Source organism: Enterobacter cloacae complex sp. GF14B, from assembly GCF_004136805.1.
Lineage (GTDB): Bacteria > Pseudomonadota > Gammaproteobacteria > Enterobacterales > Enterobacteriaceae > Enterobacter > Enterobacter hormaechei_C.
In genome coordinates this window covers 1-26,654 of sequence record NZ_QFRV01000044.1, presented here as the reverse complement: position 1 = coordinate 26,654, position 26,654 = coordinate 1, and the positions used below count along the sequence as shown (strand labels likewise).

25 protein-coding genes are annotated in these 26,654 nt (G+C 52.5%); 17 read left to right on the top strand and 8 right to left on the bottom strand.

Features of this window, described 5'->3' with window-relative positions; all coding sequences use genetic code 11:
* The first annotated feature begins 22 nt into the window (after positions 1–22).
* The 12 genes from pcnB to DD606_RS15170 all read left to right on the top strand — a co-directional run bounded on the left by pcnB (position 23) and on the right by DD606_RS15170 (position 11,449).
* A complete protein-coding gene (pcnB, locus tag DD606_RS15225; protein ID WP_071785222.1) occupies positions 23–1,420 on the top strand; it encodes a polynucleotide adenylyltransferase PcnB in 1,398 nt (465 codons plus the stop codon).
* Entirely contained in the window at positions 1,417–1,896 is a 480-nt protein-coding gene (folK, locus tag DD606_RS15220) for a 2-amino-4-hydroxy-6-hydroxymethyldihydropteridine diphosphokinase (protein ID WP_045895263.1), read from the top strand. Before pcnB ends, folK begins: the two co-directional genes overlap by 4 nt.
* 123 nt (positions 1,897–2,019) lie before the next feature.
* The gene (gene panB / locus DD606_RS15215) at positions 2,020–2,811 is read left to right on the top strand and encodes a 3-methyl-2-oxobutanoate hydroxymethyltransferase (protein WP_003856280.1); all 792 of its coding nucleotides are present in this window, start codon (positions 2,020–2,022) and stop codon (positions 2,809–2,811) included.
* A gap of 11 nt (positions 2,812–2,822) precedes the next feature.
* Positions 2,823–3,674: a pantoate--beta-alanine ligase gene (gene panC / locus DD606_RS15210; RefSeq protein WP_003856282.1), complete on the top strand. Its 852-nt coding sequence runs from the start codon at positions 2,823–2,825 to the stop codon at positions 3,672–3,674.
* 31 nt (positions 3,675–3,705) lie between these two features.
* The gene (gene panD, locus DD606_RS15205; protein WP_022647084.1) at positions 3,706–4,086 is read left to right on the top strand and encodes an aspartate 1-decarboxylase; all 381 of its coding nucleotides are present in this window, start codon (positions 3,706–3,708) and stop codon (positions 4,084–4,086) included.
* A gap of 325 nt (positions 4,087–4,411) precedes the next feature.
* On the top strand, positions 4,412–5,023 hold the full coding sequence (locus DD606_RS15200) for a fimbrial protein (RefSeq protein ID WP_023324169.1): 612 nt from the start codon (positions 4,412–4,414) through the stop codon (positions 5,021–5,023).
* A gap of 85 nt (positions 5,024–5,108) precedes the next feature.
* Complete coding sequence (locus DD606_RS15195) at positions 5,109–5,852, top strand: fimbrial chaperone (protein ID WP_023324168.1); 744 nt, start codon at positions 5,109–5,111, stop codon at positions 5,850–5,852.
* An 81-nt stretch (positions 5,853–5,933) separates the two neighbouring features.
* Complete coding sequence (locus tag DD606_RS15190) at positions 5,934–8,528, top strand: outer membrane usher protein (RefSeq protein ID WP_045895259.1); 2,595 nt, start codon at positions 5,934–5,936, stop codon at positions 8,526–8,528.
* A gap of 38 nt (positions 8,529–8,566) precedes the next feature.
* On the top strand, positions 8,567–9,136 hold the full coding sequence (locus tag DD606_RS15185) for a fimbrial protein (protein WP_032610176.1): 570 nt from the start codon (positions 8,567–8,569) through the stop codon (positions 9,134–9,136).
* 26 nt (positions 9,137–9,162) lie between these two features.
* Positions 9,163–9,726 (top strand): hypothetical protein, encoded by a 564-nt coding sequence (locus tag DD606_RS15180; RefSeq protein ID WP_023324165.1) that lies wholly within the window; start codon positions 9,163–9,165, stop codon positions 9,724–9,726.
* 14 nt (positions 9,727–9,740) lie between these two features.
* Complete coding sequence (locus DD606_RS15175) at positions 9,741–10,343, top strand: fimbrial-like protein (protein WP_045895257.1); 603 nt, start codon at positions 9,741–9,743, stop codon at positions 10,341–10,343.
* 20 nt (positions 10,344–10,363) lie between these two features.
* Complete coding sequence (locus tag DD606_RS15170; protein WP_049126913.1) at positions 10,364–11,449, top strand: fimbrial protein; 1,086 nt, start codon at positions 10,364–10,366, stop codon at positions 11,447–11,449.
* A gap of 3 nt (positions 11,450–11,452) precedes the next feature.
* Here the strand turns inward: DD606_RS15170 and DD606_RS15165 are convergent, their stop codons facing one another.
* The 4 genes from DD606_RS15165 to DD606_RS15150 form a co-directional block, all read right to left on the bottom strand.
* Positions 11,453–12,700: a polysaccharide deacetylase family protein gene (locus DD606_RS15165; protein ID WP_032608523.1), complete on the bottom strand. Its 1,248-nt coding sequence runs from the start codon at positions 12,698–12,700 to the stop codon at positions 11,453–11,455.
* Positions 12,701–12,763: 63 nt separating this feature from the next.
* Complete coding sequence (locus DD606_RS15160) at positions 12,764–13,204, bottom strand: PTS sugar transporter subunit IIA (protein ID WP_032608521.1); 441 nt, start codon at positions 13,202–13,204, stop codon at positions 12,764–12,766.
* Between the two features lie 106 nt (positions 13,205–13,310).
* Entirely contained in the window at positions 13,311–14,081 is a 771-nt protein-coding gene (locus DD606_RS15155) for an ABC transporter permease (RefSeq protein WP_003856297.1), read from the bottom strand.
* Positions 14,078–15,004 (bottom strand): ABC transporter ATP-binding protein, encoded by a 927-nt coding sequence (locus DD606_RS15150; RefSeq protein ID WP_003856300.1) that lies wholly within the window; start codon positions 15,002–15,004, stop codon positions 14,078–14,080. Before DD606_RS15150 ends, DD606_RS15155 begins: the two co-directional genes overlap by 4 nt.
* A gap of 107 nt (positions 15,005–15,111) precedes the next feature.
* Between DD606_RS15150 and can the strand changes: the two genes are divergently transcribed.
* Positions 15,112–15,774, top strand: coding sequence for a carbonate dehydratase (gene can / locus DD606_RS15145; RefSeq protein ID WP_003856301.1), 663 nt, complete (start codon positions 15,112–15,114; stop codon positions 15,772–15,774).
* A gap of 64 nt (positions 15,775–15,838) precedes the next feature.
* Here the strand turns inward: can and hpt are convergent, their stop codons facing one another.
* On the bottom strand, positions 15,839–16,375 hold the full coding sequence (hpt, locus tag DD606_RS15140; protein WP_003856303.1) for a hypoxanthine phosphoribosyltransferase: 537 nt from the start codon (positions 16,373–16,375) through the stop codon (positions 15,839–15,841).
* Between the two features lie 206 nt (positions 16,376–16,581).
* Here hpt and DD606_RS15135 point away from each other — a divergent pair, with 206 nt between their 5' ends.
* Positions 16,582–18,972, top strand: coding sequence for a glucose/quinate/shikimate family membrane-bound PQQ-dependent dehydrogenase (locus DD606_RS15135; RefSeq protein WP_129258822.1), 2,391 nt, complete (start codon positions 16,582–16,584; stop codon positions 18,970–18,972).
* 86 nt (positions 18,973–19,058) lie between these two features.
* On the opposite strand, the gene cueO is transcribed toward DD606_RS15135, so the two are convergent.
* Complete coding sequence (gene cueO, locus DD606_RS15130; protein WP_129258820.1) at positions 19,059–20,618, bottom strand: multicopper oxidase CueO; 1,560 nt, start codon at positions 20,616–20,618, stop codon at positions 19,059–19,061.
* Positions 20,619–20,763: 145 nt separating this feature from the next.
* On the opposite strand from cueO, the gene DD606_RS15125 reads away from it, so the two are divergent.
* The 3 genes from DD606_RS15125 to speD all read left to right on the top strand — a co-directional run bounded on the left by DD606_RS15125 (position 20,764) and on the right by speD (position 22,877).
* On the top strand, positions 20,764–21,111 hold the full coding sequence (locus DD606_RS15125) for a YacC family pilotin-like protein (protein WP_003856306.1): 348 nt from the start codon (positions 20,764–20,766) through the stop codon (positions 21,109–21,111).
* A gap of 101 nt (positions 21,112–21,212) precedes the next feature.
* On the top strand, positions 21,213–22,082 hold the full coding sequence (gene speE, locus DD606_RS15120; RefSeq protein WP_045330972.1) for a polyamine aminopropyltransferase: 870 nt from the start codon (positions 21,213–21,215) through the stop codon (positions 22,080–22,082).
* Positions 22,083–22,877 (top strand): adenosylmethionine decarboxylase, encoded by a 795-nt coding sequence (speD, locus tag DD606_RS15115; protein WP_003856308.1) that lies wholly within the window; start codon positions 22,083–22,085, stop codon positions 22,875–22,877.
* Between the two features lie 31 nt (positions 22,878–22,908).
* Here the strand turns inward: speD and yacL are convergent, their stop codons facing one another.
* Positions 22,909–23,271 carry a protein YacL gene (gene yacL / locus DD606_RS15110; protein ID WP_129258818.1) on the bottom strand — a complete coding sequence of 121 codons (363 nt, stop codon included), beginning with the start codon at positions 23,269–23,271 and terminating at the stop codon, positions 22,909–22,911.
* Positions 23,272–23,460: 189 nt separating this feature from the next.
* Positions 23,461–26,058, bottom strand: coding sequence for a bifunctional aconitate hydratase 2/2-methylisocitrate dehydratase (acnB, locus tag DD606_RS15105; protein ID WP_129258816.1), 2,598 nt, complete (start codon positions 26,056–26,058; stop codon positions 23,461–23,463).
* Between the last annotated feature and the right edge of the window lie 596 nt (positions 26,059–26,654).

Genomic DNA, 26,654 nt, shown 5'->3' with positions numbered 1-26,654 from the left:
AAAACACACTACGAGGTGTACTATTTTTACCCGAGTCGCTAATTTTTGCCGTAAAGTGCTGAGCCGCGAAGAGAGCATGGCGAACGACGCTATTGCACAGCCACACATGTCGGTCATTCCGCGTGAGCAGCACAATATTTCCCGCAAAGATATCAGTGAAAATGCCCTCAAGGTGCTCTATCGTCTGAATAAAGCAGGCTACGAGGCCTATCTCGTCGGCGGCGGGGTGCGCGATTTACTGCTGGGCAAAAAACCAAAAGATTTCGACGTGACGACCAGCGCCACACCTGAGCAGGTGCGTAAATTATTCCGCAACTGCCGTCTGGTTGGCCGCCGTTTCCGTCTGGCGCACGTGATGTTTGGACCAGAAATCATTGAAGTGGCGACCTTCCGCGGTCACCACGAAGCGGGCGTCAACGATCGCACGACTTCCCAGCGCGGCCAAAATGGCATGCTGCTGCGCGACAACATCTTCGGCTCTATTGAAGAAGATGCTCAGCGTCGCGATTTCACCATCAACAGCCTTTACTACAGCGTGGCGGATTTTACCGTTCGCGATTACGTCGGCGGTATGCAGGATCTGAAAGACGGCCTGATTCGCCTGATCGGCACGCCGGAAACGCGCTATCGCGAAGATCCGGTCCGAATGCTGCGCGCCGTGCGTTTCGCCGCCAAGCTGAACATGCGTATCAGTCCGGAAACCGCAGAGCCGATCCCGCGCCTGGCGACGCTGATTAACGACGTCCCCCCTGCCCGTCTGTTTGAGGAGTCGTTAAAGCTGCTCCAGGCAGGCTACGGGTTTGAAACCTACAATTTGCTGCGTGAATACAACCTGTTCCAGCCGCTGTTCCCGACCATTACCCGCTACTTCACCGAAAACGGTGACAGCGCAATGGAGCGGATGATTGCACAGGTGCTGAAGAACACGGATACCCGTATTCATAACGATATGCGCGTGAATCCGGCGTTCCTGTTCGCGGCCATGTTCTGGTATCCGCTGCTGGAAACGGCGCAGCGCATCACTCAGGAGAGTGGTCTCGCCTATTATGATGCGTTCGCGCTGGCGGCAAACGACGTGCTGGACGAAGGCTGTCGCACGCTGGCGATCCCGAAACGTATTACCACGCTGGTGCGTGATATCTGGCAGCTTCAGCTGCGTATGTCCCGCCGTCAGGGTAAACGCGCCTGGAAGCTGATGGAGCATCCTAAGTTCCGCGCCGCGTTCGATTTGCTCTCTCTGCGTGCTGAAGTCGAAAGAAACCAGGAGCTACAGCGTCTGGCGCAGTGGTGGGGAGAATTTCAGGTCTCTGCACCACCAGAGCAGAAAGATATGCTTACGGATCTGGATGACGAGCCGGCACCGCGCCGTCGTCACCGTCGCCCGCGCAAACGCGCACCGCGTCGTGAAGGCACGGCATGACCCTTGCGTATATCGCCATCGGCAGCAATCTGGCCTCTCCGCTGGAGCAGGTTAACGCTGCCGTGCAGGCGCTGGGGAAGATCCCACAAAGCCGCATCGTCGCGCTGTCCTCATTTTACCGTACGCCGCCGCTCGGCCCGCAGGATCAGCCTGATTATCTGAACGCCGCCGTGGTGCTGGAAACGACCCTTGACGCAGAAACGCTGCTGGATAATACCCAGCGTATTGAGCTACAGCAGGGTCGCGTCCGCAAAGCCGAACGCTGGGGACCGCGCACCCTCGATCTCGATATTATGCTTTTCGGCCACGAGGTGATTAACACCGAACGCCTCACCGTTCCGCATTACGACATGAAAAACCGCGGGTTTATGCTCTGGCCGCTGTTTGAAGTCGCGCCCGATCTCACCTTCCCTGACGGCACCTCGCTGCAAGCCGTTCTGCAAAATCTCAACGCGGATAAACCGGCCCGCTGGTAATCCCGCCTCTGCATCGATTAACCATTCCTTATTTGCGGTTAATCGATTGCCTAAAATCATTGTTCCCTCGAATGTTACTGTTAGAATGCGCAAAGATTCGCTATTGGGCCATCAGGAAACAGTATGAAACCAACCACCATCTCCTTATTGCAGAAATGCAAACAGGAAAAAAAACGCTTCGCCACTATCACCGCGTATGATTACAGCTTCGCAAAACTGTTTGCCGAAGAAGGGATCAACGTCATGCTGGTCGGGGACTCGTTAGGGATGACGGTACAAGGACATGATTCCACTCTGCCGGTCACGGTCGAGGATATTGCTTACCATACCCGCGCCGTGCGCCGGGGTGCGCCCGCCTGCCTGCTGCTTTCCGATCTGCCGTTTATGGCGTATGCCACCCCGGAACAGGCCTTTGAAAATGCGGCGACAGTGATGCGTGCTGGCGCCAATATGGTCAAAATCGAAGGCGGCGCCTGGCTGGTCGATACAGTAAAAATGCTTACCGAACGCGCCGTGCCGGTTTGTGGTCATTTGGGGCTGACGCCGCAGTCTGTCAACATCTTTGGCGGATATAAGGTGCAGGGCCGAGGCGATGCGGCGCAGACGCTGTTTGATGATGCCGTGGCGCTGGAAGCCGCGGGCGCACAGCTGCTGGTGCTGGAGTGTGTACCGGTTGAGCTGGCTAAGCGTATCACTGAGGCGCTGTCGATTCCGGTGATCGGCATCGGCGCGGGCAACGTCACCGATGGCCAGATTCTGGTCATGCACGACGCCTTCGGGATCACCGGCGGCCACATTCCAAAATTTGCTAAAAATTTCCTGACAGAAGCAGGCGACATGCGTGCTGCTGTGCGGCAGTATATTGCCGAGGTTGAGTCCGGCGTTTATCCGGGCGAAGAACACAGTTTCCATTAAGGAGTCCAGGTGTGCTAATCATAGAAACTCTGCCGCTGCTGCGCCAGCATATCCGCCGTGCACGTCAGGAAGGTAAACGTATCGCCCTTGTTCCAACCATGGGCAACCTGCACGACGGCCATATGAAGCTGGTCGATGAAGCGAGAGCCCGTGCAGATATTGTGGTAGTCAGTATCTTCGTTAACCCGATGCAGTTCGATCGCGAAGACGATCTGGCGCGCTACCCACGTACCTTGCAGGAAGATTGCGAGAAGCTCAAAAAACGTCATGCGGATATCGTCTTCGCTCCGGCCCCCGCAGATGTATATCCCCAGGGCACCACTGAATCGACCTACGTCGATGTGCCGGGTATTTCGACCATGCTGGAGGGCGCCAGCCGCCCGGGCCATTTCCGTGGCGTTTCTACCATCGTCAGCAAGCTGTTTAACCTGGTGCAGCCGGACATCGCCTGTTTTGGCGAGAAAGATTTCCAGCAGCTGGCGCTGATCCGCAAAATGGTTGCCGATATGGGCTACGACATTGAGATAGTCGGCGTACCGATTGTGCGTGCGAAAGATGGCCTGGCGCTCAGCTCCCGTAACGGCTATCTGACCGCCGAACAGCGTAAAATTGCGCCGGGTTTAAGCAAAGTCATGAATACCATGGCAGAGCAACTGCTGGCAAAAGAGTTAACCGCAGAAGAAATTATCGCTCTGGCTGAACAGGCGCTGAACGAGAAAGGTCTTCGTGCTGACGACGTTCAAATTCGGGATGCCGATACGCTTCTGGCGCTTACAGAGACCAGCAAGCGTGCGGTAATTCTGGTGGCGGCATGGCTCGGTCAGGCCCGCCTTATCGATAACAAAGTGGTTGAACTGGCGTAGTTTTACTACCCGGAAGTGAAAGGTAAACGTAATGATTCGCAAAATGCTACAAGGTAAGCTTCACCGTGTGAAAGTCACCCAGGCCGACCTGCACTATGAAGGCTCCTGCGCGATCGACCAGGATTTTCTCGACGCGGCGGGTATTCTCGAAAACGAAGCTATTGATATCTGGAACGTTAATAACGGCAAACGCTTTTCAACGTACGCGATTGCCGCTGAACGCGGATCTAAAATCATCTCCGTTAATGGGGCAGCAGCGCACTGCGCGGACGTAGGCGATATCGTCATTATTGCCAGCTTTGTGATGATGTCTGACGAAGAAGCACGTCGCTGGCAGCCTAAAGTGGCCTACTTTGAAGGCGATAATGAAATGAAACGCATTGCGAAGGCAATTCCTGTTCAGGTTGCCTAAGCCAATAGTACTGTTATAAATTACCCGGCAAAATAGGTTGGGTAATTTATACATAATTAAAATGAATAGCGTTCTTTTTATATATTTTTATTAATATATTAAAGTCACCCTGCCGAACACCTGATCATCAAAATGATGAACAATTATTATCACTCACTATTAAATAATCACATTGGCTTAAAGATCGTTTAAGTATTTCTAACATCTAACGGCTTCTCACAACCATTACTCATCACTTAGAATCCTTTTCCCGAAGCATCTGTTCGGAACGAACATAAGCCTTGCTTATGTGCACTTTTCTAGCATTTAAATATGGATATAAAAAATGTCTTTTAATAAATTAGGTCTGGCAACTGTAGTAGCAATGGTTCTGAGTGCGGGTTCTGCAATGGCAGCTGATATTCCTTCAGATACAGGCACTATTACTTTCCACGGTATGGTTTCTAATAACACCTGTAAAGTATCCCTGGATCAGAAGATTGACCAGGATGGTAATGATTTTGACGTTAACCTGGATACCGTGTTTGTAAAAGACTTCGCTAATGCGCTGGGTACCACCAGCACCCTGGGAGAAAAGAAATTCTCCCTCACCCTGACAGGTTGTGATTCTGCTACCGTCAAACAGGCATCCGCTCAGTTTGATTCCTGGGCGGGTTCTTCTTCAACTTCCGGCGGTCTGCTGGTTCCACCATCAAACACTCAAGGCGCCGCTAAAAACGTCAATCTGGTACTGTCAAACGATGGCAACTCCGCTACCGATCAGATCAAACTGGATCAGACCAACAATACCCAGAAAGCAACGATTGATACCACAGGCGCAGGCGCACTTTACTACCGTGTAGCGTATACCCAAGGTCAGAACTGGGATGCGGCCAACAACCCAGTGTCAGCTGGTGTGGTTCAGGCACAAGCTGCATTCACCATGATCTACGAGTAATTTTAAAAGCATAGATAAAATGCTCATATTATCCCCTGACGTACGTCAGGGGACTATTGATATCATTCCAACAGGAAGTGGAAAAATGTTAAGCACATCATTTTATAAAGGATTTAAAGCTGCCTGCTTTACAGTTGCTGCTGTCGCGTCATTCCAGGCAAGCGCAGATATCGTTATTTCGGGAACACGTATTGTTTATCAGCAGTCGCAAAAAGATGTCATTGTTTCTTTAGACAACCGTGGCAAAAAGCCACTATTAGTTCAATCATGGCTCGATGACGGTCGCGATGACACCAATCCACAGGAATTAAAACTACCGTTTATAATTACTCCACCAGTATCCCGAATTGATCCCCAAAAAGGTCAATCCGTTCGGATCTCGTACCTGGGTGGTTCATTGCCGCAAGATCGCGAATCCCTATTCTGGTTCAATGTGCTCGAGATTCCACCGAAGTCAAAAGTGAAAGACGGTGAAAATCCTAACCAGCTCCAGCTGGCATTCCGCACACGTATTAAACTCTTTTTCCGACCTGACGGCCTGAAAGGTACGCCAGGAAATGCAGCAGCCAGGGTAACGTGGTCGCAACAAAAACAAGGTAATACGCTAAACCTGATTGCACACAATGATTCCCCTTACAACGTTTCTATTTCAAATGTAAAGCTGAAATCAGCAAATAAAGAGTACCAGGTTGAGCATAAATCTATTTTACCGTTTAGTACTCAAATAATGCAGGTAAAAGGTTTAGGTAGTACTGCCACCGGCACTGTTGCTTACGAAACCATTAATGACAATGGCGGCTCTGATACTTTTGAAAGCAAAGTAAACTAATAACCGCATCACTGCCACATTATAAATATAATACGTATGAATGATTCATAGCATTCATACGACGACTTGTCTGGATGAAGCATGCTATTTCAACGATCAATTTTATGTCTCGCAATCTGTGCAGCATTTCCTCTGCATGCCAGCGAGACTGAAAAAAAAGCTGTAGACACCTCATCCGAAACAGAATCGGCCATTGAATTTAATGACCAGTTCCTTATCGATAATGGTGGAGGTATCAATGTCGATCGTTATGCTTATGGCAACCCAGTTCTGCCAGGTACTTACCGTGTAAAAGTGAATTTGAATGGCAATTCAAAATCCACGGTCGAGATGGCGTTCATTGATAACAAAACGCCACGTGCCTCAGCATGTCTGACTAAACTCACGCTGACACAGGCAGGCGTTGATACCAGCATATTAGGCGATGATGTCAAAGACGACGAAACGTCTTGCGTAGATATCAAAAAATATTATCCCGGTGCTTCTGAAAATTTTGATAGTAGCAAGCAGGAAATGGATCTTAATTTCCCGCAAATCTACGTGCTTAAGCTTCCAGCAGGGTATGTCGATCCTTCATTATGGGATAATGGTGTTCCGGCCGGATTACTTTCATACGATCTTAATACCTGGCACAGCGAGTCAAACGGCACCAATTCAGATACCGCTTATGCGGGCTTGCATTATGGCCTGAACGTGGGGCCGTGGCGTTTACGTTCTCGCGGCAGTCTGAACTGGGACAGTGATAATGGCACACATTATTCCAGCCAGGATATATACCTCCAGCGAGACATCACACCACTTAACGCACAGATGGTAATGGGTGATTCCTACACACGCGGTGATGTCTTTGACTCGGTGAGCCTGCGTGGTGCGCGTATGTATAACGATGACCGCATGCTCCCGCAAGGCACCTCTGGCTACGCGCCAGTAATTCGTGGTGTGGCAAACAGTAATGCCAAAGTTAGCGTTATGCAAAGCGGCAATAAAATCTATGAAACCACCGTTCCACCCGGTGCTTTCGAGATCAATGACCTCAGTACAACAGGCTATGGTAATGATTTGATTGTCACTGTAGAGGAAGCCGATGGAAGTAAACGGACGTTTACCGTTCCGTTCTCCTCAGTTACACAAATGCTCCGCCCTGGCTCCAGCCGCTGGGATGTGGGTATAGGTGAGCTGAATGATGATTCATTGCATGATAAGCCAAACGTTGGCTACGCAACTTACGCGTATGGTCTGAATAATACCTTTACCGGTTACGTGGGTGCGCAATATACGGATATGGATTTCTACGCCGGCCTGCTTGGTCTGGCTATGAATACCCGTATTGGTGCATTCGCTTTAGATGTTACCGGGTCCTATGCCGATATCGACGGGCTGGACACGCTTAAAGGGCAGAGTTATCGGCTGACCTACAGCAAAATGCTTGAAGCCACTAACACATCTCTTAACGTGGCAGCTTATCGCTTCTCAACAGAAGATTATCTCAGCCTTAACGATGCCGCCTCATTGCAGGACAGTATTCACCACGAGGAATATGGCAATCGATCTTATGACAGCAATGCCGAGCTTTATGCTGATTATCAGCGTACCAAAAACCAGATACAGGTCAGCCTGAACCAGCCATTGAATGTTAACGGTGATGAATACGGCTCACTCTATATTAGCGGTACCTGGCAGGATTACTGGAATGATTCCAGCTCCACTTCCGACTACAGCGTGGGTTACAACAATAGTTTTGCTTACGGTAGCTATAGCGTTTCTGTGCAACGCACGTACAACGAAACAGGGGAAAAGGATGACAGCGTTTATTTAAACGTCAGTATTCCATTCAGCATATTCAATAAGGATAACGCGCAGTCAGGCGGATTTAATAACGTCAACATGAGCCTGCGCACTGATTTAAAAGGCGGTACCAGTTTTAACTCTACGGCAAGCGGCAACTCCAAAAACAGTGAAGTGAGCTATTCCGTTAGCGCCTCATCAAGCGGGGGCAACTACGGCAACCTGAACCAGGTCAGTGGCTATAGCTCATGGAACAGTCCTTACGGGCCGCTCGGTGTCTCGGCGTCCTTTGGCGATGACAATAGTAAACAGTATTCCGCGAGTTATAACGGCGGAATGGTTGTTCACTCGGGTGGCGTTGTATTTACATCAGGCAGTATCGGCGAAACGGATTCACTTGCGCTGGTAAAAGCAAGTGGCGCAACGGGTGCTCGGCTGGGTTACGGCCAAAGCCGCATTAACAGTTCCGGGTACGGGATTATGCCGTATATGTCAGCCTACAGAGAAAACCGAGTATCGCTCGATATCAGCACTCTCGAAGCAGACGTTGAAATCAAAAATACAAGCGCAGTTGCCGTACCTCGCAATGGCTCCGTTGTATTTGTGAATTTTGAAACGGATGAAGGCCGTTCGCTTGTTCTGGAATTACAACGTTCTGATAACGGCTTTATTCCGCTAGGTGCTGACGTTCTGAATGAGAAAAACGAATCTATCGGAACGGTAGGCCAGGCAGGACAAGCTTATGTACGCGGTGTGGAAAACAAAGGCGCTCTCCGGGTGGTATGGGGAAGCGATGGTTCCAGCTCCTGCACGGTGCATTATCAGATTCCTGAAAATGCGAAGAAAGCAGGCTTAACCACGATTCTGAGTAATCAACAGTGCCAAATGTAATGATGTTAAAACAGGGAATCACACCCATGGGAAATAATATGAAGAAAAATCATTGCGGTTATTCATTAATCGCATTAGCAATGTTAGCGATGTCAGGTTCTGCTGCGGCAGCCGATCTCAATGTTAACTTTACTGCCAATATCCGCGAAACCACCTGCGATATGAAACTGGTCGGCGATACGGGTTCAGATACGCAGCAAACGCTGACTATCGGTAATAACGGACAGGTACGTTTAGATGATGTCAAAGCCGGAACGGCAAATGCCAATTTCAAAATTGTGCTCGTTGAATGCCCGGCATCACTGACCTCATTGAAAACCAAAGTATCGGGAACAAGATCTGGATATTTGTACTCAGGCCTTATTAACCAAATACAAAAAATCGACGGAGGTGCAGACTACTCTGCTGTTGAGATTGCCAGAGCCAGCGCACCGGATGCCCCGTTTATCATTAACTCTGAGGACGATAACGAGCGCCTGGTCTGGAGTCCGACAGAAATCCAGAATAAGGAAGTTGCTCTGGTGGCCACCTTACGTGAAACACAGGAAAACAGGATGACCATAGGTGATTTTCAGGCCGTGGCGACCTTTGAATTTATCTACGAGTGATTAGTGCAGGAAAACGGAGCAACATTATGAAATTCAATTTTACTTTTATCGCCCTGTCCGTTTCTGCCCTTCTGTTCTCGGGAATGGCAAGCGCAGCTATTACAGGCACCCCTAGTGTCGAATTAACGATTAAATCAAAAATTGTATCAGGCACATGTACCGCAAAAGTACTTAACGATGCAGGCACAGCTTCCACTGAAATTGCGTTCGGCGACGTATACAAATCCGATCTGGTGAACAAAACCCGTGTCGAGCCGCTCAAGATTAGTTTCACCAACTGTTCTGGAGTAACCAAGGCAACGGTGTCCGCTGCGAAAGGCGCTGGTGGTGAATGCAGTGGCGTCAACAAGACGGGTGATTCTTACTCCGGCGGCTTAGCAACGGGCTTTGAGATCTGGTCGGGTGTTGTCGATACTGGCGAGCTTATGAGCTGCAACACGCCTCCGGCTGCTAAGGATGTCACCATTACTGATGGTACCGGTGAATTCCCGATGAATTCCCGTATCGTTATCGGACAAGGCCAAACCATTGCTGAAGTAGGCGCGGGGGCGGTTAATGCGCCAGTCACGTTTACTATCACTTATCCATAATACCAGGAACCAGCATGCAACAATCACCGTTTACTTTATACCAGCCCGGTCTTGTGTTGCTTATGGGCTTGGCTGGTGGCATCTTGCCTGGCGTAGGCCAGGCAAGCTCAGGATTAGACGTAAATATTACCGCTAACATTGTTAATAGCACTTGTAAGATGACCGTGGAAAATGACGGCGAAATTTATCTCCCCAATGTAATGCGCAGCTGGTTTTATAACCCGGATGGTAGCGATCGTTTTACTGCAACCGATGATGCAGGCGGTACGCCTTTTAAGATCCATGTAGATGATTGCTATGGAGACAGCAGTACGGCTAAAAAGCTGAGTTTTAGCTTTTCGCCGCAGTCGGGTTTCTGGCCAGGACAAAATCAGGTTTTCAAAAGTGATGATACCGCCGCAGGCGCGGCAAAAAATGTCGGCGTCGTCGTTTTCTCTGAAAGATATAAAAAGAATGTTTTAAACAACGACGGCACGTCAAAAATCACTTATGACGTAAGCGGTCAGGATACTGCATTTTTAACGGATTATCAGTTCTATGCCCGATATCAAAATATTGGCGTAGTGGCTGGTGGTGTCGTTACCAGTAAAGTATTAGTTGACGTCACTTACGAATAATAATCAGAACAGGAAAAAGGATGAGAATGTTCAACTTTATAAGACAGGGTTTCACCGTGAAAGGCACAATGGCGTTTGCCATGGCGAGCGTGTTATTAACCCTCAGCCACTCCTGCTGGGCAGCTGAGTGTCGCATGAATAATGGAAAAGGCGGCACAACCACGCTGATCAATTCCGAATACTCAGGTGGCACCGTACGTCTTCCCCCTCCGGGTAATTATGCCAGTACTCTTTTTAACGTTAACCTGACACCGGGCATTCAGGCCGAATGTGGTATGGGGGACGATGGTTTTAACCTCGTGTCACAAACAAACCCGACCTTGCTAAAGGGGAGCAGTTATGGCAGGGCTATGTTTGAAACAAATATTCCGGGGATTTATTATTCCGTAAGGGTCCACACCGCAGAAAGTGACGGAGGCATGGGTGGCTATTTCGCTATGAATACTACTGACTGGACTACCGTTGCATCCTCCGGAAATTCTGATCCCTGGGATGAAAAATGGATAAACACCTCAGTTCAAATTTATATTGATGCAGGTTACAGAGGCAACCCGAACAAAGAAACCTCAATCAGACCCAAACCCGGCACTCTGGGTAAAATGGCTATTGGTAATCCAAATGATTCTAACAACCAACCATGGACATTTGTGGTCAACGAAGACTCATTCCAGATCCCGATCGTTCTTCCAACCTGCGACATGGCCATGCTTTCAGATGGCACTAATGATGTTAACCTGGGAGAATATTATGTTTCAGACATTAAAAACAATCGGGTTAAGGATATCCCTTTTTCAATTAGCTTAAGCAATTGTACCAGTGTGGCAAATATCACAACCAAACTCACCACCTCAAAGCTAACCGGAAAAAATAATGATCTTCTTGGAAATACGCTTTCGTCCGGAGCTGAGGGCGCAGGCGTGAAAATTATGTATAACGGAACCTCTCAACTCCTGCCGAATAATCCTGACTCATCCTATGTCATAACGGATTACCAAACCCCGGAATCCAAGCAAATTAATTATGTTGCTCAACTGGTAGCAAACGGAAGCACAGTGAAACCGGGGTCGTTTAAAGCCACCGGCGTATTCACCCTTTCATACGACTAACCGCTATCCCTGCGGCTGATTACTGATCAGCCGCGACATCGTCTCCAGTGAGTCCGTTCTTAATATATACAAACGCTTCAACAGGAACGGATTATCCCCCGGCTTCACCTTCCCTTTCACCGTGGTCACCGCCAGATGAAACCCCGCATCGTTCGCCGCTTTAATCGCTTTATTGTCATAGCCGCCAAACGGATACGACACATACAACACGCGCGGGTTGAACTGCGCCAGTGCACGACGTGATCGTTCAAAATCAAACAGGATCACGTGATAGCTACGGCTCAACAGGATGGGGTGTTTATAGCCATCCACGCGATGCAGGAAATGGGTGTGAGACTGAATGTCGAACACATCCTGGATGCCCTTGATTTCCTGAACGCTCATAAACTGTAGCGATTTTGGATCCCACTTCTGCGGATGGCCTTTGATACGTGATGAAATTATAAACGCCGTCGCGTTGAAGCCATATTCTTTCAGAACAGGGTACGCGTAGCGGCTCACCGATTTGAGACCATCATCAAAGGTGATCACCACTGCTTTCGCGGGTAGGTTCATCTTGTTACGCACGTACCCTTCAAGCTGGTACATCGTCAGCGTGGTATAGCCTTGATCGCGTAACCAGGCCATCTGATTATTAAACGCACGTACGCTGGTCGTCGTGGAGGTATGTCGAAAACGGGTGTTCTCTTCATCACGCAAAATATGATGGTAAGTCAGAACCGGTAGCCCGTTATCTTCCTGTGCATCGAGGCTGCTGATCCACGCCAGACGATTACCGATACGGATCTGAAACCATGTCTGGTTCAGGCGGTCTTTCAGCTTATTCAGAATCGGATAGCGAAGATTGGCGCTTAAGGTGCCAAAAGGCGCGCTTCCGCTGCTGGGGGCGTTATACACCGGCGTGTCTTTCCAGGTGATGAGGTTTTGATTACTGAGCGGCTTGTTCAAGTCACCCAGGCTATCCTCAACACGTTGTTTGCCCTGCACTTTTTCAAGGTGGTCTTTATCAATAAACCCCGTGCCGAATCCGAAACGAAATTCATAGTAATCCGCCGCGGCCGGAAAGACAGCGAGGATCTGCCCGGCGCGAACATTCCCTACATTCACGACGGCATTTCCCACCTGCGCCCAGATGGCCGCATCTTCGGTGGTTTGCATATATTGGGCAGGAAGGCCTTGCTGACTGGTCAGGCTGGCAGACGCACCACCGGAAACCAGCACCAGAAGGATAAAGATAACGCGCATGAGCATGGGATATAAATCGATACGGAAAATCAGTCGCCATTGTAGCAAAAGCGACATCAATACCAATGTTTAATGCTTATACAGATCGTGAAGCAGAACGAAAGGCGGGTTCTTCTGCTGCTGGTGCCACAGGCTGCTCACGCCCGGGGAGCCCTGCGCCACAATGGCGTGGCGAAACTCAGCGCTGCTCAACGTTGCGCGCAGCGGATACATCGCTTCGAGTAAAGGCAGGCTGATACCGGAGATCACTTCACAATTATCATGCTTATGGCTCATTAACGCTGCTGAACGGTAAGGCGCCGCGCCCGATTTGTCGGTGAGAAAAATCACGCCATCACCGGTGTCGGTTTCATGCAGCGCGTCGCACATCATCCGGCTGAGCATGTTGGTGCTCAGCCCTCGCCAGTAATTTACCGCACGACATTGCGCCAGAGGGCCAAATCGGGCCTCCAGCTTCAGGAGCATTTCCTGTGCCTCTTCATCGTGGCAGGTGATAACCCATCCCAGCATAACGTCTCTCCTTAGCAGGCGAGTAGTTTATCCAGGTGAAGGTTAGTTTACGGTGATAACTGTCAAAGAAAGTGCCCGGCAAACAGAACGTCTGCCGGGCAGAAGGTTAGCTACGCAGCCCACGTCCACGCTGGATCAAATACCAACACAGCAGGTAGAACGCCACGATAAACACCACCAGCACGACGACGGTGGTGAACAGCGGCACGTCGGTGATGCCGAGGAAACCGAAGCGGAAACCGCTGATCATGTAGACAATCGGGTTCAGGTGCGAGAGTGCCTGCCAGAACGGCGGCAGCAGCGTCAGGGAGTAAAACACCCCGCCCAGATAGGTCAGCGGCGTCAGTACGAAGGTCGGGATCAGGCTGATGTCATCGAACGTTTTGGCGAACACGGCATTCAGCAAGCCGGCCAGCGAGAACAGAATCGCGGTGAGCAGCAGCGTCAGCGCCACGAAAAGCCAGGAGTGAACCTGAAACGGCACGAAGAACAGCGAAATGGCCGTTACCAGGATACCCACGCACAGCCCGCGCGCCACGCCGCCGCCCACGTAACCGGCGATGATGACGTGCGTTGGCACCGGCGCCACCAGCAGCTCTTCAATGTTGCGCTGGAACTTGGCGCTGAAGAATGAGGACGCCACGTTCGCGTAGGCGTTGGTGATCACCGCCATCATGATCAGGCCCGGCACGATAAACTGCATATAGGTGAAGCCGTGCATCTCACCAATGCGGGAGCCAATAAGGTTGCCGAAAATGATGAAGTAGAGCGTCATGGTGATCACCGGCGGCACCAGGGTTTGCACCCAGATACGCATAAAGCGGTTAATCTCTTTCGCCCAGATGCTTTTCAGCGCGACCCAGTAAAGATGCGTCATGCCTTGTCTCCTTGTTTGTCGTGCACCAGAGAGACAAACAGCTCTTCCAGTCGGTTTGCTTTGTTACGCATGCTTAATACCTGAATGCCCTGCGCACTCAACTGTGAGAACACGCTGTTAATACCCTGCTCGCGCAGCACTTCTACCTCCAGCGTCGAGGTATCGACCAGGCGATAGTTGTAGCCCTCCAGTTTCGGCAGCGCGCTTTTCGCCGCCAGATCGAGGATAAAGGTCTCTGATTTGAGCTTGGAGAGCAGATTCTTCATCGAGGTGTTTTCCACCAGCTCACCGTGCTGAATGATGCCGATATTGCGACACAGCATTTCCGCCTCTTCCAGGTAGTGCGTGGTCAGAATGATGGTGGTGCCTTTGTCGTTCAGATCTTTCAGGAAACCCCACATGGAGCGACGCAGTTCAATATCCACACCAGCGGTCGGCTCATCAAGGATAAGCAGCTTTGGCTCGTGCATCAGCGCGCGGGCAATCATCAGGCGGCGCTTCATCCCTCCGGACAACATCCGCGCGCGCTCGTTACGTTTCTCCCACAGATCAAGCTGTTTCAGGTACTTTTCGCTGCGCTCAAGCGCCTCTTTGCGCTCCACGCCATAGTAACCCGCCTGGTTAACAACAATCTGCTGTACCGTCTCAAACGGGTTAAAGTTGAACTCCTGCGGCACCAGCCCCAGCTGGCGCTTGGCGTTGACCACATCTTTTTGCAGATCGTAGCCAAACACGCTGACGCGGCCCGAGGTTTTATTGACCAGTGAACTGATGATCCCGATGGTGGTGGATTTCCCTGCCCCGTTCGGCCCCAGAAGCGCGTAGAAATCTCCCGCTTCGACTTTAAGATCTATCCCGCGCAGCGCCTGGACGCCCCCCGGGTAGGTTTTTTTGAGCTGTTCAAGCTCCAGTGCAATCGCCATGAATTCAACTTACCTTAAGTTCTGACACACGTTGTGTGGTTTCATTAAAAGTCGGGTTACCCTATAGTAGCGCAACGCAATCACTTGGTTACAGGTCGCTAACCTCCATGAACGACATAGATACACTCATCAGCAACAATGCACTATGGTCAAAAATGCTGGTGGAGGAAGACCCCGGATTTTTTGGAAAACTCGCGCAAGCGCAGAACCCACGCTTTCTCTGGATTGGATGTTCTGACAGCCGCGTCCCCGCCGAACGTCTGACTGGTCTTGAACCTGGCGAACTGTTTGTTCACCGCAATGTGGCTAACCTGGTTATTCATACCGATCTCAACTGCCTTTCGGTTGTTCAGTATGCCGTTGATGTTCTGGAGGTCGAGCACATTATTATCTGCGGCCACTACGGCTGCGGCGGCGTGCAGGCGGCGGTCGAAAATACAGAGCTGGGGTTAATCGATAACTGGCTGCTGCACATTCGTGATATCTGGTTCAAACATAGCTCACTACTGGGCGAAATGCCGCAGGAGCGCCGTCTCGACACGCTGTGTGAGCTGAACGTGATGGAGCAGGTGTATAACCTGGGCCATTCGACGATTATGCAGTCTGCCTGGAAACGCGGGCAGAAGGTCTCTATCCACGGCTGGGCGTACGGTATTCACGACGGCCTACTGCGCAATCTGGAAGTGACCGCCACCAACCGCGAAACGCTGGAACAGCGTTACCGCTCGGGAATTGCCAACCTCAAGCTTAAGCACGTTAACCATAAATAACAAAGCCGGGGGTTTTCACCCTCTCCCTGTGGGAGAGGGCTGGGGTGAGGGCATCAGCCCGCAATTATTCGTCCAGAATCACCACTTTCCCAACATACGGCAGATGGCGATAACGCTGTGCGTAATCAATGCCGTAACCCACCACGAATTCGTCCGGGATGGAGAAACCAACGAACTCCACCGGCACCTGCACTTCACGGCGCTCAGGCTTATCCAGCAGTGTACAAATCGCCAGTGATTTTGGTTCACGCAGGCTCAGGATCTCACGCACTTTAGAGAGCGTGTTGCCGGAGTCGATGATGTCCTCAACAATCAACACATCTTTGCCACGAATATCTTCATCCAGATCTTTCAGGATTTTCACATCACGGGTTGTGGACATGCCGCTGCCGTAACTGGAGGCGGTCATAAAATCGACCTCGTGCGGCACCTGCACTTCACGGCACAGGTCTGCCATGAACATGAAAGAGCCACGCAACAAACCGACCAGCACCATTTCGCTGCCGCTGTCCTTGTAATGTTCGGTGATTTGACGACCCAGTTCGGCGATACGCGCTTTGATCTCGGCTTCCGGGATCATCACTTCAACAGTATGTTTCATATTACTAACCAAATGATTTTAGTGAAAATCTCTCAATGCGGATGACTCTCGCTCCGGCATCGATACGCAAGTCAGCCATTATACCAGTAAATGGATAAGCCTGGCGTATGAGTTATAAAAAGCAATATTTGTGATTCCGATCACAGTTGTTAATACCTATAATTAATTGCTAGCAAATAATTAACAAAACTGACGAGTACTTTTCTATGGCTGAAACAAAAACTAAACAGCCGCGTCTACTGGTGACATTAACAGCCGCGTTTGCCGCATTCTGCGCGCTGTATTTGTTAATCGGTGGCGTATGGCTGGTCGCGATTGGCGGCTCCTGGTACTACCCGATTGCGGGTCTGGTTATGGTTGGCGTAACCGTCCTGCTTTTACGCAGAAAACAATCTGCTCTGTGGTTGTACGCAGCGTTACTGCTCGCAACCATGATCTGGGGCGTCTGGGAAGTCGGGTTCGACTTCTGGGCGCTGACGCCGCGCAGCGACATTCTGGTCTTCTTCGGTATCTGGCTGATCCTGCCGTTTGTCTGGCGTCGTCTGATTGTCCCTTCCAGTGGCGCCGTGGCCGGTCTGGTCGTTGCTCTGCTGATTAGTGGCGGCATCCTGACCTGGGCCGGTTTTAACGACCCGCAGGAGATCAATGGCACGCTGAACGCGGAATTCACGCCGGCTGCGGCTATTTCGCAGGTGGCGGACGGTGACTGGCCTGCTTATGGTCGTAACCAGGAAGGTCAACGCTACTCCCCGCTGAAGCAGATCAACGCGGACAACGTGAAAAACCTTAAGGAAGCCTGGGTATTCCGTACCGGCGACCTGAAGATGCCAAACGATCCGGGTGAGCTGACCAACGAAGTGACCCCGATTAAAGTGGGCAACATGCTCTACCTGTGTACGGCGCACCAGCGCCTGTTCGCGCTCGACGCGGCCACCGGTAAAGAGAAATGGCACTTTGATCCACAGCTGAACTCCAACCCGTCGTTCCAGCACATCACCTGCCGCGGCGTCTCTTACAACGAAGCGCGCGCAGATAATGCCAGCCCGGAAGTCATTGCCGACTGTCCTCGCCGCATTATGCTGCCGGTGAACGATGGCCGCCTGTTTGCCATCAACGCTGAGACCGGTAAGCTGTGCGAAACCTTCGCTAACAAAGGCATTCTGAATCTTCAGACCAACATGCCGGACACTACGCCGGGTCTGTATGAGCCGACCTCCCCGCCAATCATCACTGATAAAACCATCGTGATTGCCGGTTCGGTAACGGATAACTTCTCTACCCGCGAAACCTCCGGCGTTATCCGTGGTTTCGACGTGAACACCGGTAAACTGCTGTGGGCCTTCGACCCGGGCGCGAAAGATCCTAACGCGATCCCATCCGATGAACACACCTTTACCTTTAACTCACCGAACTCCTGGGCACCGGCAGCGTATGACGCGAAGCTGGACCTGGTTTACCTGCCGATGGGCGTGACCACGCCGGATATCTGGGGCGGTAACCGCACGCCGGAGCAGGAACGTTACGCCAGCTCCATCGTGGCGCTGAACGCAACGACCGGTAAACTGGCATGGAGCTACCAGACCGTTCACCACGATCTGTGGGATATGGATATGCCGTCCCAGCCGACGCTGGCGGACATTACCGTTAACGGTAAAACCGTTCCGGTGATTTACGCCCCGGCCAAAACCGGCAACATCTTCGTGCTGGATCGCAGCAACGGTAAGCTGGTTGTTCCTGCGCCAGAAAAACCGGTTCCGCAGGGCGCGGCCAAAGGCGACTACGTCACCAAAACGCAGCCGTTCTCTGACCTGAGCTTCCGTCCGAAGAAAGATCTCAGCGGTGCAGACATGTGGGGTGCCACCATGTTTGACCAGCTGGTGTGCCGCGTGATGTTCCATCAACTGCGCTATGAAGGCATCTTCACGCCGCCTTCAGAGCAGGGCACGCTGGTCTTCCCGGGTAACCTGGGGATGTTCGAGTGGGGTGGGATCTCCGTTGACCCTAACCGTCAGGTCGCCATCGCTAACCCAATGGCGCTGCCGTTCGTTTCCCGTCTGATCCCACGCGGTCCGGGTAACCCAATGGAGCAGCCGAAAGATGCGAAAGGCAGCGGTACCGAAGCCGGTATCCAGCCGCAGTATGGCGTTCCTTATGGTGTGACCCTGAATCCGTTCCTTTCTCCGTTCGGTCTGCCGTGTAAACAGCCTGCCTGGGGTTATATCTCCGGTCTGGATCTGAAGACCAATAAGATCGTCTGGAAAAAACGTATTGGTACGCCACAGGACAGCATGCCGTTCCCGATGCCTGTTCCAGTGCCGTTCAATATGGGTATGCCAATGCTGGGTGGCCCAATCTCCACCGCCGGTAACGTGCTGTTTATCGCGGCAACCGCAGATAACTACCTGCGCGCGTACAACATGACCAACGGTGAAAAACTGTGGCAAGGCCGTCTGCCAGCCGGTGGACAGGCAACGCCGATGACCTATGAAGTGAATGGCAAACAGTATGTTGTCATCTCCGCGGGTGGTCACGGTTCGTTTGGCACGAAGATGGGCGACTATATTGTCGCGTATGCACTGCCTGACGACGCTAAGTAACGAAAAAGCCCGGTGGCGCTAACGCTTACCGGGCCTACGGGTGCCCTATGTAGGCCGGGTAAGGCGAAGCCGCCACCCGGCTTTTTTTATACGGTAAAACCGAGCATCATCCCCGTATCTTCATGCTCCAGCAGATGACAGTGGGCCATATAGGCAAACTCTTTCGGTGCCTCGTGGTCGAACTTCACCAGCACCTCGCTGACGCCGCCTTCCACCCTCACCGTATCTTTCCAGCCCGCGCGATGCGGCTCCGGCGCTTTACCATTTTCAGACAGAATACGGAACTGCGTGCCGTGGATATGGAACGGGTGCAGCATCATGTCCCCTTCGCCTGAAATCACCCAGCGTTCAAACTGCCCTTTCGTGGCGGCGAACATGGGCGTATTCATATCGAACGCTTTGCCGTTGATGCGGTTGGCATTGTGGAAATCGAAACCATGGCCGCCGTGATCCATGCCGCCCATATTGCCATGATCCATATTCATATGGCCCATCATCTGGCCGTGATGCATTCCCGCCATGGCCTGATTGCCGTACTTCTTCATCAGCGCCTGCATGCCCATCATGTCGAGCATCGGGTCCATGGAAAGCTTAAGTTTACGCTGCGTAAGCCCGTCCAGCGACGGGAGTGCTGGCAGCGTGGTGAGGGTCTCCGGCAGCGTACCGGAGGCGGTGATCTGTAGCGGCTGAATGCGCAGGACCGGATGCGGCTTATCAAACGGCGCGACGGCCATCCCCATCTGGCTGACCGGCAGGGTCACCAGGTCAAACGCTTTGCCATCGCTGATATCCACCAACACCTCGAAGCGCTCGCCCATCAGCATCGGCAGCTCGCTCACCTTCACCGGCTCCGGCAGCAGGCCGCCGTCGCTTGCCACTACATAAAGCGGGCGTTTATCGCTGGTGGCGAAGTTCAGGGAGCGGGCGTTACAGCCGTTAAGCAGACGTAAGCGCAGCCAGCCTTTTGGCGCGGCATGCTGCGGGTAGATCGCGCCGTTGGTCAGCAGCGTATCGCCAAACCAGCCTACCGCCGCGCTCATTACGACCAGCTGATAGTCAATTTGCCCGTCAGCGCTGAATTTTTTGTCCTGCACAATCACCGGGACATCGTCGATACCCCACTGTTTCGGCAGGCGCAGCAGGCGGCTTTCATCGTCTTCAATCAGCACCAGCCCGGCCAGCCCCATCGCCACCTGATGGCCCGTTTTGCCATGCTGATGCGGGTGGAACCAGCAGGTCGCCGCGCGTTGTTCCGGGGTAAAGGTTACGCTGCGTTTACCACCAGGCCTGATGACGCCCTGAGGCCCCCCATCCACTTCGCCCGGGACTTCCAGCCCGTGCCAGTGCAGCGTGGTCTCTTCCGCAAGCGTGTTATGAATGTCTACCGTCACCGCCTTCCCTTTGCGTAACTGCAACGCCGGGCCGAGCAGATTGCCGTTATACCCCCACGTCGTGGCGGCGTGCTGACCGAACGTGGTTTTACCGGCCTGCACCACAAGCTGAATGCGGCTGCGGGCATCTGGGGCGAGTAATTCAGGAATGGGTAAAGCCGTTCTGTCGGCGGCAAAAACGGCGCGGCTCCAGAGAGGTATCGCGCTGGCAACCCCCAGCGCGGCAGAAAATTTTAAAAAATCACGACGTTGCATGTGCATTTCCTTATTTCCAGCAGGCGATCTTTTGAGCATAAACCCTCCCCTTACCGGAAGGTCAAGCACGGCGGCAATAATAAAGATCGTCGGCCTGGCATCAAGTATGCTAACGTTAATTTTCCGTGATGCAGTGGTAAAGGCAATGAAGACGTTTTTCAGAACAATTTTGTTCGCCAGCCTGATGGCGATGTGTGCGAACAGTTACGCGCTAAGTGAAAACGAAGCGGAAGATATGGCCGATCTGACGGCAGTTTTTGTTTTTCTGAAAAACGATTGTGGTTACCAGAATTTACCCAATGGGCAAATTCGTCGCGCACTGGTCTTTTTTGCCCAGCAGAATCAATGGGACCTCAGCAACTACGACAGCTTCGACATGAAGGCGCTCGGTGAAGACAGCTACCGTGATTTAAGCGGTATTGGCATTCCCACTGCTAAAAAATGCAAAGCGCTGGCTCGCGATTCACTCAGCCTGCTCGCCTACGTGAAGTAACCTTCCCGACGCCCCTTGTTGACCCGCTAACCGCCTCACGGTGGTGTTGTGTTGCGCCCATCTGCCGGATGTAATGGATGTTAACGAAGGAGGTGCTCCCCATGACCGAAAAAACGGTATGGCAAGAAACGCTGCACGACCATTTTGGTCAGTATTTTGCCGTGGATAACGTGCTCTATCATGAGAAAACCGATCATCAGGATTTGATAATATTCGAAAACGCCGCTTTTGGCCGCGTGATGGCGCTGGACGGCGTGGTGCAAACCACCGAGCGCGACGAGTTTATCTATCACGAAATGATGACCCACGTCCCGCTGCTGGCCCACGGCCACGCGAAGGACGTGCTGATTATCGGCGGCGGCGACGGCGCGATGCTGCGTGAAGTCTCTCGCCATCAGAATGTCGAAACCATCACCATGGTGGAAATTGACGCCGGGGTCGTGTCGTTCTGCCGCCAGTATCTGCCCAACCATAATGCCGGCAGCTATGACGATCCGCGGTTTAATCTGGTTATCGACGATGGTGTCAATTTTGTTAACCAGACCACGCAAACGTTTGATGTCATTATCTCTGACTGTACCGACCCTATCGGTCCGGGCGCGTCGCTGTTTACCTCGTCGTTTTACGAAGGCTGCAAGCGCTGCCTGAAGCCTGGCGGAATTTTTGTGGCGCAAAACGGCGTTTGCTTCCTGCAACAGGATGAAGCGCTTGATAGCCACCGTAAGCTGAGCACCTATTTTGCTGACGTCAGCTTCTACCAGGCGGCGATCCCCACTTACTACGGCGGTATCATGACCTTTGCCTGGGCGACGGATAACGACGTATTACGTCATCTCTCCACCGAAATTATTCAGGCCCGCTTCCATCAGGCAGGTCTACAGTGCCGATACTACAATCCGGCTATTCATACCGCAGCCTTTGCGTTGCCTCAATATCTGCAAGACGCGCTGTCCTCAAAGGAGGTGAACTAATTGAAAAAGCTTAAACTGCATGGCTTTAACAATCTGACCAAAAGCCTGAGTTTTTGTATTTACGATATCTGCTACGCCAAAACAGCAGAAGAGCGCGATGGTTACATCGCCTATATCGATGAACTCTACAACGCCAACCGTCTGACCGAGATCCTGACAGAGACCTGCTCGATTATCGGCGCGAACATCCTCAATATCGCGCGCCAGGATTATGAGCCTCAGGGTGCGAGCGTCACCATTCTGGTGAGTGAAGAGCCGGTTGACCCACAGCTTATCGACAAAACCGAACACCCCGGCCCGCTGCCGGAAGTGGTGGTTGCTCACCTGGATAAAAGCCACATCTGCGTGCACACCTACCCGGAAAGCCACCCGGAAGGCGGGCTGTGTACCTTCCGCGCGGATATTGAAGTGTCCACCTGCGGCGTGATTTCACCGCTGAATGCGTTGAATTATTTAATCCACCAGCTGGAATCGGACATCGTCACCATTGATTATCGCGTACGCGGTTTTACCCGTGATATCAACGGCATGAAGCACTTCATTGATCATGAGATCAACTCCATTCAGAACTTCATGTCCGAGGACATGAAGTCGCTGTACGACATGATGGATGTGAACGTCTATCAGGAGAATATCTTCCACACCAAAATGTTACTTAAGGAATTCGACCTTAAGCACTACATGTTCCACACGAAGCCGGAAGATTTAAGTGAGGAAGAGCGAAAGGTCATTACCGACCTGCTCTGGAAAGAGATGCGCGAAATTTACTACGGCCGTAACATTCCGACCGTGTAAACGTGACCCGGAGCAGGGACGCTTCGGGAAGTTACTTCTGTTTCATAAAGTCGCGGTAGGCATTCACCACACTCAGTAAGTCTTCCACGCCGCACAGCGACAGGCTCTCTTCGTCGTAGTAGCTCATCCCCTCTTCAATTTCATCACCCGAGAACTCAAGCTGGTTGGCGCGCACCATCACCTCTTCGCCATCCATCCACAGGGTGTATTCGTGCCCGGCGCGTTGCCAGGAGCGTTCACTGCCTTTCACCGTTTCCGCCGCCTGCTCAACTTCATCCAGCAGCGCGAGGTTCTCTTTCACCTCTTCGTTAAACCAGTGTCCAACGGCTTCGTGCCCCATCGACATTCGCACTTTCACCACGCCGGTGATGTCGCGCAGAAATTCGTAATCCATAGTGTTTTCCTCTGCAAAGCCATTAAGGTAATTATCGCAGCAGCGAGGAAGAAAAAAAGCGTGGGAGGTGGGAGGAATGAAAATAAAAAGGTGAGAGCAAGACCTGCGGCCTGATGCCCTCACCCCGTCCCTCTCCCACGGGAGAGGGTGCAAACACTAAAAACCGTCTCGTAGAGACGGTTTTGCTGTTTATACCGCCGTCTGGAAGATCACCCCGTCTGCCTTCTCGGTGTACTGAGAGAGCTGGTCGAAGTTCAGGTAGCGATAGGTATCCACCGCCGTCTTATCCACCTGAGCCACAAAGGTCTGGTACTCTTCCGGCGTTGGCAGTTTGCCAATCAGCGCCGCAACCGCCGCCAGTTCCGCAGAGGCCAGGAAGACGTTCGCACCGGTACCTAAACGGTTCGGGAAGTTACGGGTCGAGGTGGAGACCACCGTCGCGCCGTCGGCTACGCGCGCCTGGTTGCCCATACACAGGGAACAGCCAGGAATTTCGATACGCGCACCGATCTTACCAAACACGCTGTAGTAGCCCTCTTCGGTCAGTTGAGCCGCGTCCATACGGGTTGGCGGCGCCACCCACAGACGGGTTGGCAGCTGGCCTTTGTGGGTATCCAGCAGCTTGCCGGCTGCACGGAAGTGGCCGATGTTGGTCATGCACGAACCGATGAACACTTCGTCGATCTTCTCGCCCTGAACTTCGGACAGCGGACGCGCGTCGTCCGGATCGTTCGGTGCACACAGGATTGGCTCTTTGATATCCGCCAGATCGATGTCGATCACCGCCGCGTACTCTGCGTCAGCATCGGCTTCCAGCAGCTGCGGATCGGCCAGCCATTTTTCCATGCCCTGGATACGACGCTCCAGCGTACGACGGTCGCCGTAGCCTTCTGCAATCATCCACTTCAGCAGCACGATGTTAGAGTTCAGATACTCAATAATCGGCTCTTTGTTCAGCTTGATGGTACAGCCCGCAGCCGAACGCTCAGCGGAGGCATCGGTCAGCTCGAAAGCCTGCTCAACTTTCAGATCCGGCAGACCTTCAATTTCCAGAATGCGGCCAGAGAAGATGTTTTTCTTCCCTTTTTTCTCAACGGTCAGCAGACCCTGTTTGATGGCATACAGCGGGATCGCGTGAACCAGGTCGCGCAGGGTAATACCCGGCTGCATTTTACCTTTGAAGCGCACCAGCACCGATTCCGGCATATCCAGCGGCATCACGCCGGTCGCGGCAGCAAACGCCACCAGACCGGAACCCGCCGGGAAGGAGATACCGATTGGGAAACGGGTATGGGAGTCACCGCCGGTACCGACGGTATCCGGCAGCAGCATGCGGTTCAGCCAGGAGTGGATAACGCCGTCGCCCGGACGCAGAGACACGCCACCGCGGTTCATGATGAAATCTGGCAGCGTGTGGTGCGTGGTCACGTCAACCGGCTTCGGATACGCCGCAGTGTGGCAGAAGGACTGCATCACCAGATCGGAAGAGAAGCCCAGGCACGCCAGGTCTTTCAGCTCATCACGGGTCATTGGACCGGTGGTGTCCTGAGAGCCGACGGAGGTCATCTTCGGCTCGCAGTACGCGCCAGGACGGATACCAGCGACGCCGCAGGCGCGACCGACCATTTTTTGTGCCAGCGAGAAGCCACGGTTGCTTTCCGCCACGTCTTTCGCCTGACGGAACACGTCGCTGTGCGGCAGACCCAGCGCTTCACGCGCTTTGGTGGTCAGGCCACGGCCGATGATCAGCGGAATGCGGCCACCAGCACGTACTTCGTCGATCAGCACGTCGGTTTTCAGCTCAAAGCTTGCCAGCAGCTCATTAGTTTCGTGATTACGCACTTCGCCTTTATACGGGTAAACGTCAATCACGTCGCCCATGTTCAGGTTAGAGACATCCACTTCGATCGGCAGCGCGCCAGCATCTTCCATGGTGTTGAAGAAGATTGGCGCAATTTTGCCGCCGAGGCACAGGCCGCCGCCGCGCTTGTTTGGCACGTGCGGAATGTCGTCGCCCATGAACCACAGCACGGAGTTGGTGGCGGACTTACGGGAAGAGCCGGTACCCACAACGTCACCCACGTAAGCCAGCGGGAAACCTTTTTGTTGCAGGGCTTCGATCTGTTTGATCGGGCCAACGCTGCCCGGCTGGTCCGGCTCAATGCCTTCACGGGCGTTTTTCAGCATCGCCAGGGCGTGCAGAGGGATATCAGGACGAGACCACGCGTCCGGTGCCGGGGAGAGGTCATCGGTGTTGGTTTCACCGGTCACTTTGAAGACGGTAACGGTAATTTTTTCAGCAAGCTGAGGGCGGTTCAGGAACCATTCGGCATCGGCCCAGGACTGCATCACCTGCTTCGCATAGACGTTGCCTGCTTTGGCTTTTTCTTCCACATCGTAGAAGTTATCGAACATCAGCAGCGTTGAAGAGAGCGCTTTAGCGGCAATCGGTGCCAGCTTGTCGTTATCCAGCGCGTCAATCAGCGGATGAATGTTATAGCCACCCTGCATGGTGCCGAGCAGTTCAATCGCTTTTTCAGGAGTAACCAGTGGGGAGGTGGCTTCGCCTTTGGCAACGGCGGCAAGGAATCCGGCTTTTACGTAGGCAGCTTCATCTACGCCAGGCGGTACACGGTTGATCAGCAGATCTAACAGGAATTCTTCTTCGCCCTCAGGCGGGTTCTTCAGCAGCTCGACGAGCGCGGCCATTTGGGTTGCATCTAACGGTTTGGGTACAATTCCCTCGGCGGCACGTTCTGCTACGTGCTTACGGTATTCTTCTAGCACGACGGTTCTCCTCGCTCTCATTGTCATATGCGGCGGGCGTTCTCTTCACGCTCCTGTGAGACAGCAGTTTGTAGGGTAAATGCCCGATACCGCGTCGGGCAGCATAGCAGGATTTCTGCACAGTGTTAATCTGTTTACAAAAAAGCAACATTAAAAAATTTGCTGAATCGTTAAGCATGATGTAGCACCCCGTCACCGGGCCTGGAAGCAGTTCCGTAAGTCTGTCGTCCCCCCGGCAACGCGCTGCTGGTCGCTCGCAAGAGCGGCCTTCTGAATTTCCGTCGCCTGCTCAGCCATCCGATATAATTGTGTAATAAATACTCACACTCTTTATCCGGATGCTTCAGAGTTTTTCCCAACAAAAGTCAAAACTGTAAAACACGGGTGAATGATACTCGCGGCAACAGCAACGCCTCACGGCACTGCACTCGTCTCGTTGGAGTCAATCTATGAAGTTGCCTTTTAAACCACATCTTCTTGTTCTGCTTTGCAGTGCGGGGCTGTTTGCCGCCTCGGGCGTCATGTTCGTTAAAAGCCGCGCAACGGAACCCGCTCCCGCACCTGCGCCGGTAGCCCCGCAGCTCCCCGACCCGGCA

Excerpts from the sequence above, each read along its gene's own strand:
- DD606_RS15190 (WP_045895259.1), top strand. The coding sequence starts at position 5,934 with ATGCTATTTCAACGATCAATTTTATGTCTCGCAATCTGTGCAGCATTT.
- DD606_RS15160 (WP_032608521.1), bottom strand. The coding sequence starts at position 13,204 with ATGCTGGGATGGGTTATCACCTGCCACGATGAAGAGGCACAGGAAATG.
- panD (WP_022647084.1), top strand. The coding sequence starts at position 3,706 with ATGATTCGCAAAATGCTACAAGGTAAGCTTCACCGTGTGAAAGTCACC.
- DD606_RS15170 (WP_049126913.1), top strand. The coding sequence starts at position 10,364 with ATGAGAATGTTCAACTTTATAAGACAGGGTTTCACCGTGAAAGGCACA.
- DD606_RS15125 (WP_003856306.1), top strand. The coding sequence starts at position 20,764 with ATGAAGACGTTTTTCAGAACAATTTTGTTCGCCAGCCTGATGGCGATG.
- yacL (WP_129258818.1), bottom strand. The coding sequence starts at position 23,271 with ATGGATTACGAATTTCTGCGCGACATCACCGGCGTGGTGAAAGTGCGA.
- DD606_RS15200 (WP_023324169.1), top strand. The coding sequence starts at position 4,412 with ATGTCTTTTAATAAATTAGGTCTGGCAACTGTAGTAGCAATGGTTCTG.
- DD606_RS15175 (WP_045895257.1), top strand. The coding sequence starts at position 9,741 with ATGCAACAATCACCGTTTACTTTATACCAGCCCGGTCTTGTGTTGCTT.
- DD606_RS15195 (WP_023324168.1), top strand. The coding sequence starts at position 5,109 with ATGTTAAGCACATCATTTTATAAAGGATTTAAAGCTGCCTGCTTTACA.
- DD606_RS15165 (WP_032608523.1), bottom strand. The coding sequence starts at position 12,700 with ATGCTCATGCGCGTTATCTTTATCCTTCTGGTGCTGGTTTCCGGTGGT.
- DD606_RS15150 (WP_003856300.1), bottom strand. The coding sequence starts at position 15,004 with ATGGCGATTGCACTGGAGCTTGAACAGCTCAAAAAAACCTACCCGGGG.
- panB (WP_003856280.1), top strand. The coding sequence starts at position 2,020 with ATGAAACCAACCACCATCTCCTTATTGCAGAAATGCAAACAGGAAAAA.
- DD606_RS15185 (WP_032610176.1), top strand. The coding sequence starts at position 8,567 with ATGAAGAAAAATCATTGCGGTTATTCATTAATCGCATTAGCAATGTTA.
- speE (WP_045330972.1), top strand. The coding sequence starts at position 21,213 with ATGACCGAAAAAACGGTATGGCAAGAAACGCTGCACGACCATTTTGGT.
- folK (WP_045895263.1), top strand. The coding sequence starts at position 1,417 with ATGACCCTTGCGTATATCGCCATCGGCAGCAATCTGGCCTCTCCGCTG.
- DD606_RS15180 (WP_023324165.1), top strand. The coding sequence starts at position 9,163 with ATGAAATTCAATTTTACTTTTATCGCCCTGTCCGTTTCTGCCCTTCTG.
- can (WP_003856301.1), top strand. The coding sequence starts at position 15,112 with ATGAACGACATAGATACACTCATCAGCAACAATGCACTATGGTCAAAA.
- hpt (WP_003856303.1), bottom strand. The coding sequence starts at position 16,375 with ATGAAACATACTGTTGAAGTGATGATCCCGGAAGCCGAGATCAAAGCG.
- DD606_RS15135 (WP_129258822.1), top strand. The coding sequence starts at position 16,582 with ATGGCTGAAACAAAAACTAAACAGCCGCGTCTACTGGTGACATTAACA.
- cueO (WP_129258820.1), bottom strand. The coding sequence starts at position 20,618 with ATGCAACGTCGTGATTTTTTAAAATTTTCTGCCGCGCTGGGGGTTGCC.
- DD606_RS15155 (WP_003856297.1), bottom strand. The coding sequence starts at position 14,081 with ATGACGCATCTTTACTGGGTCGCGCTGAAAAGCATCTGGGCGAAAGAG.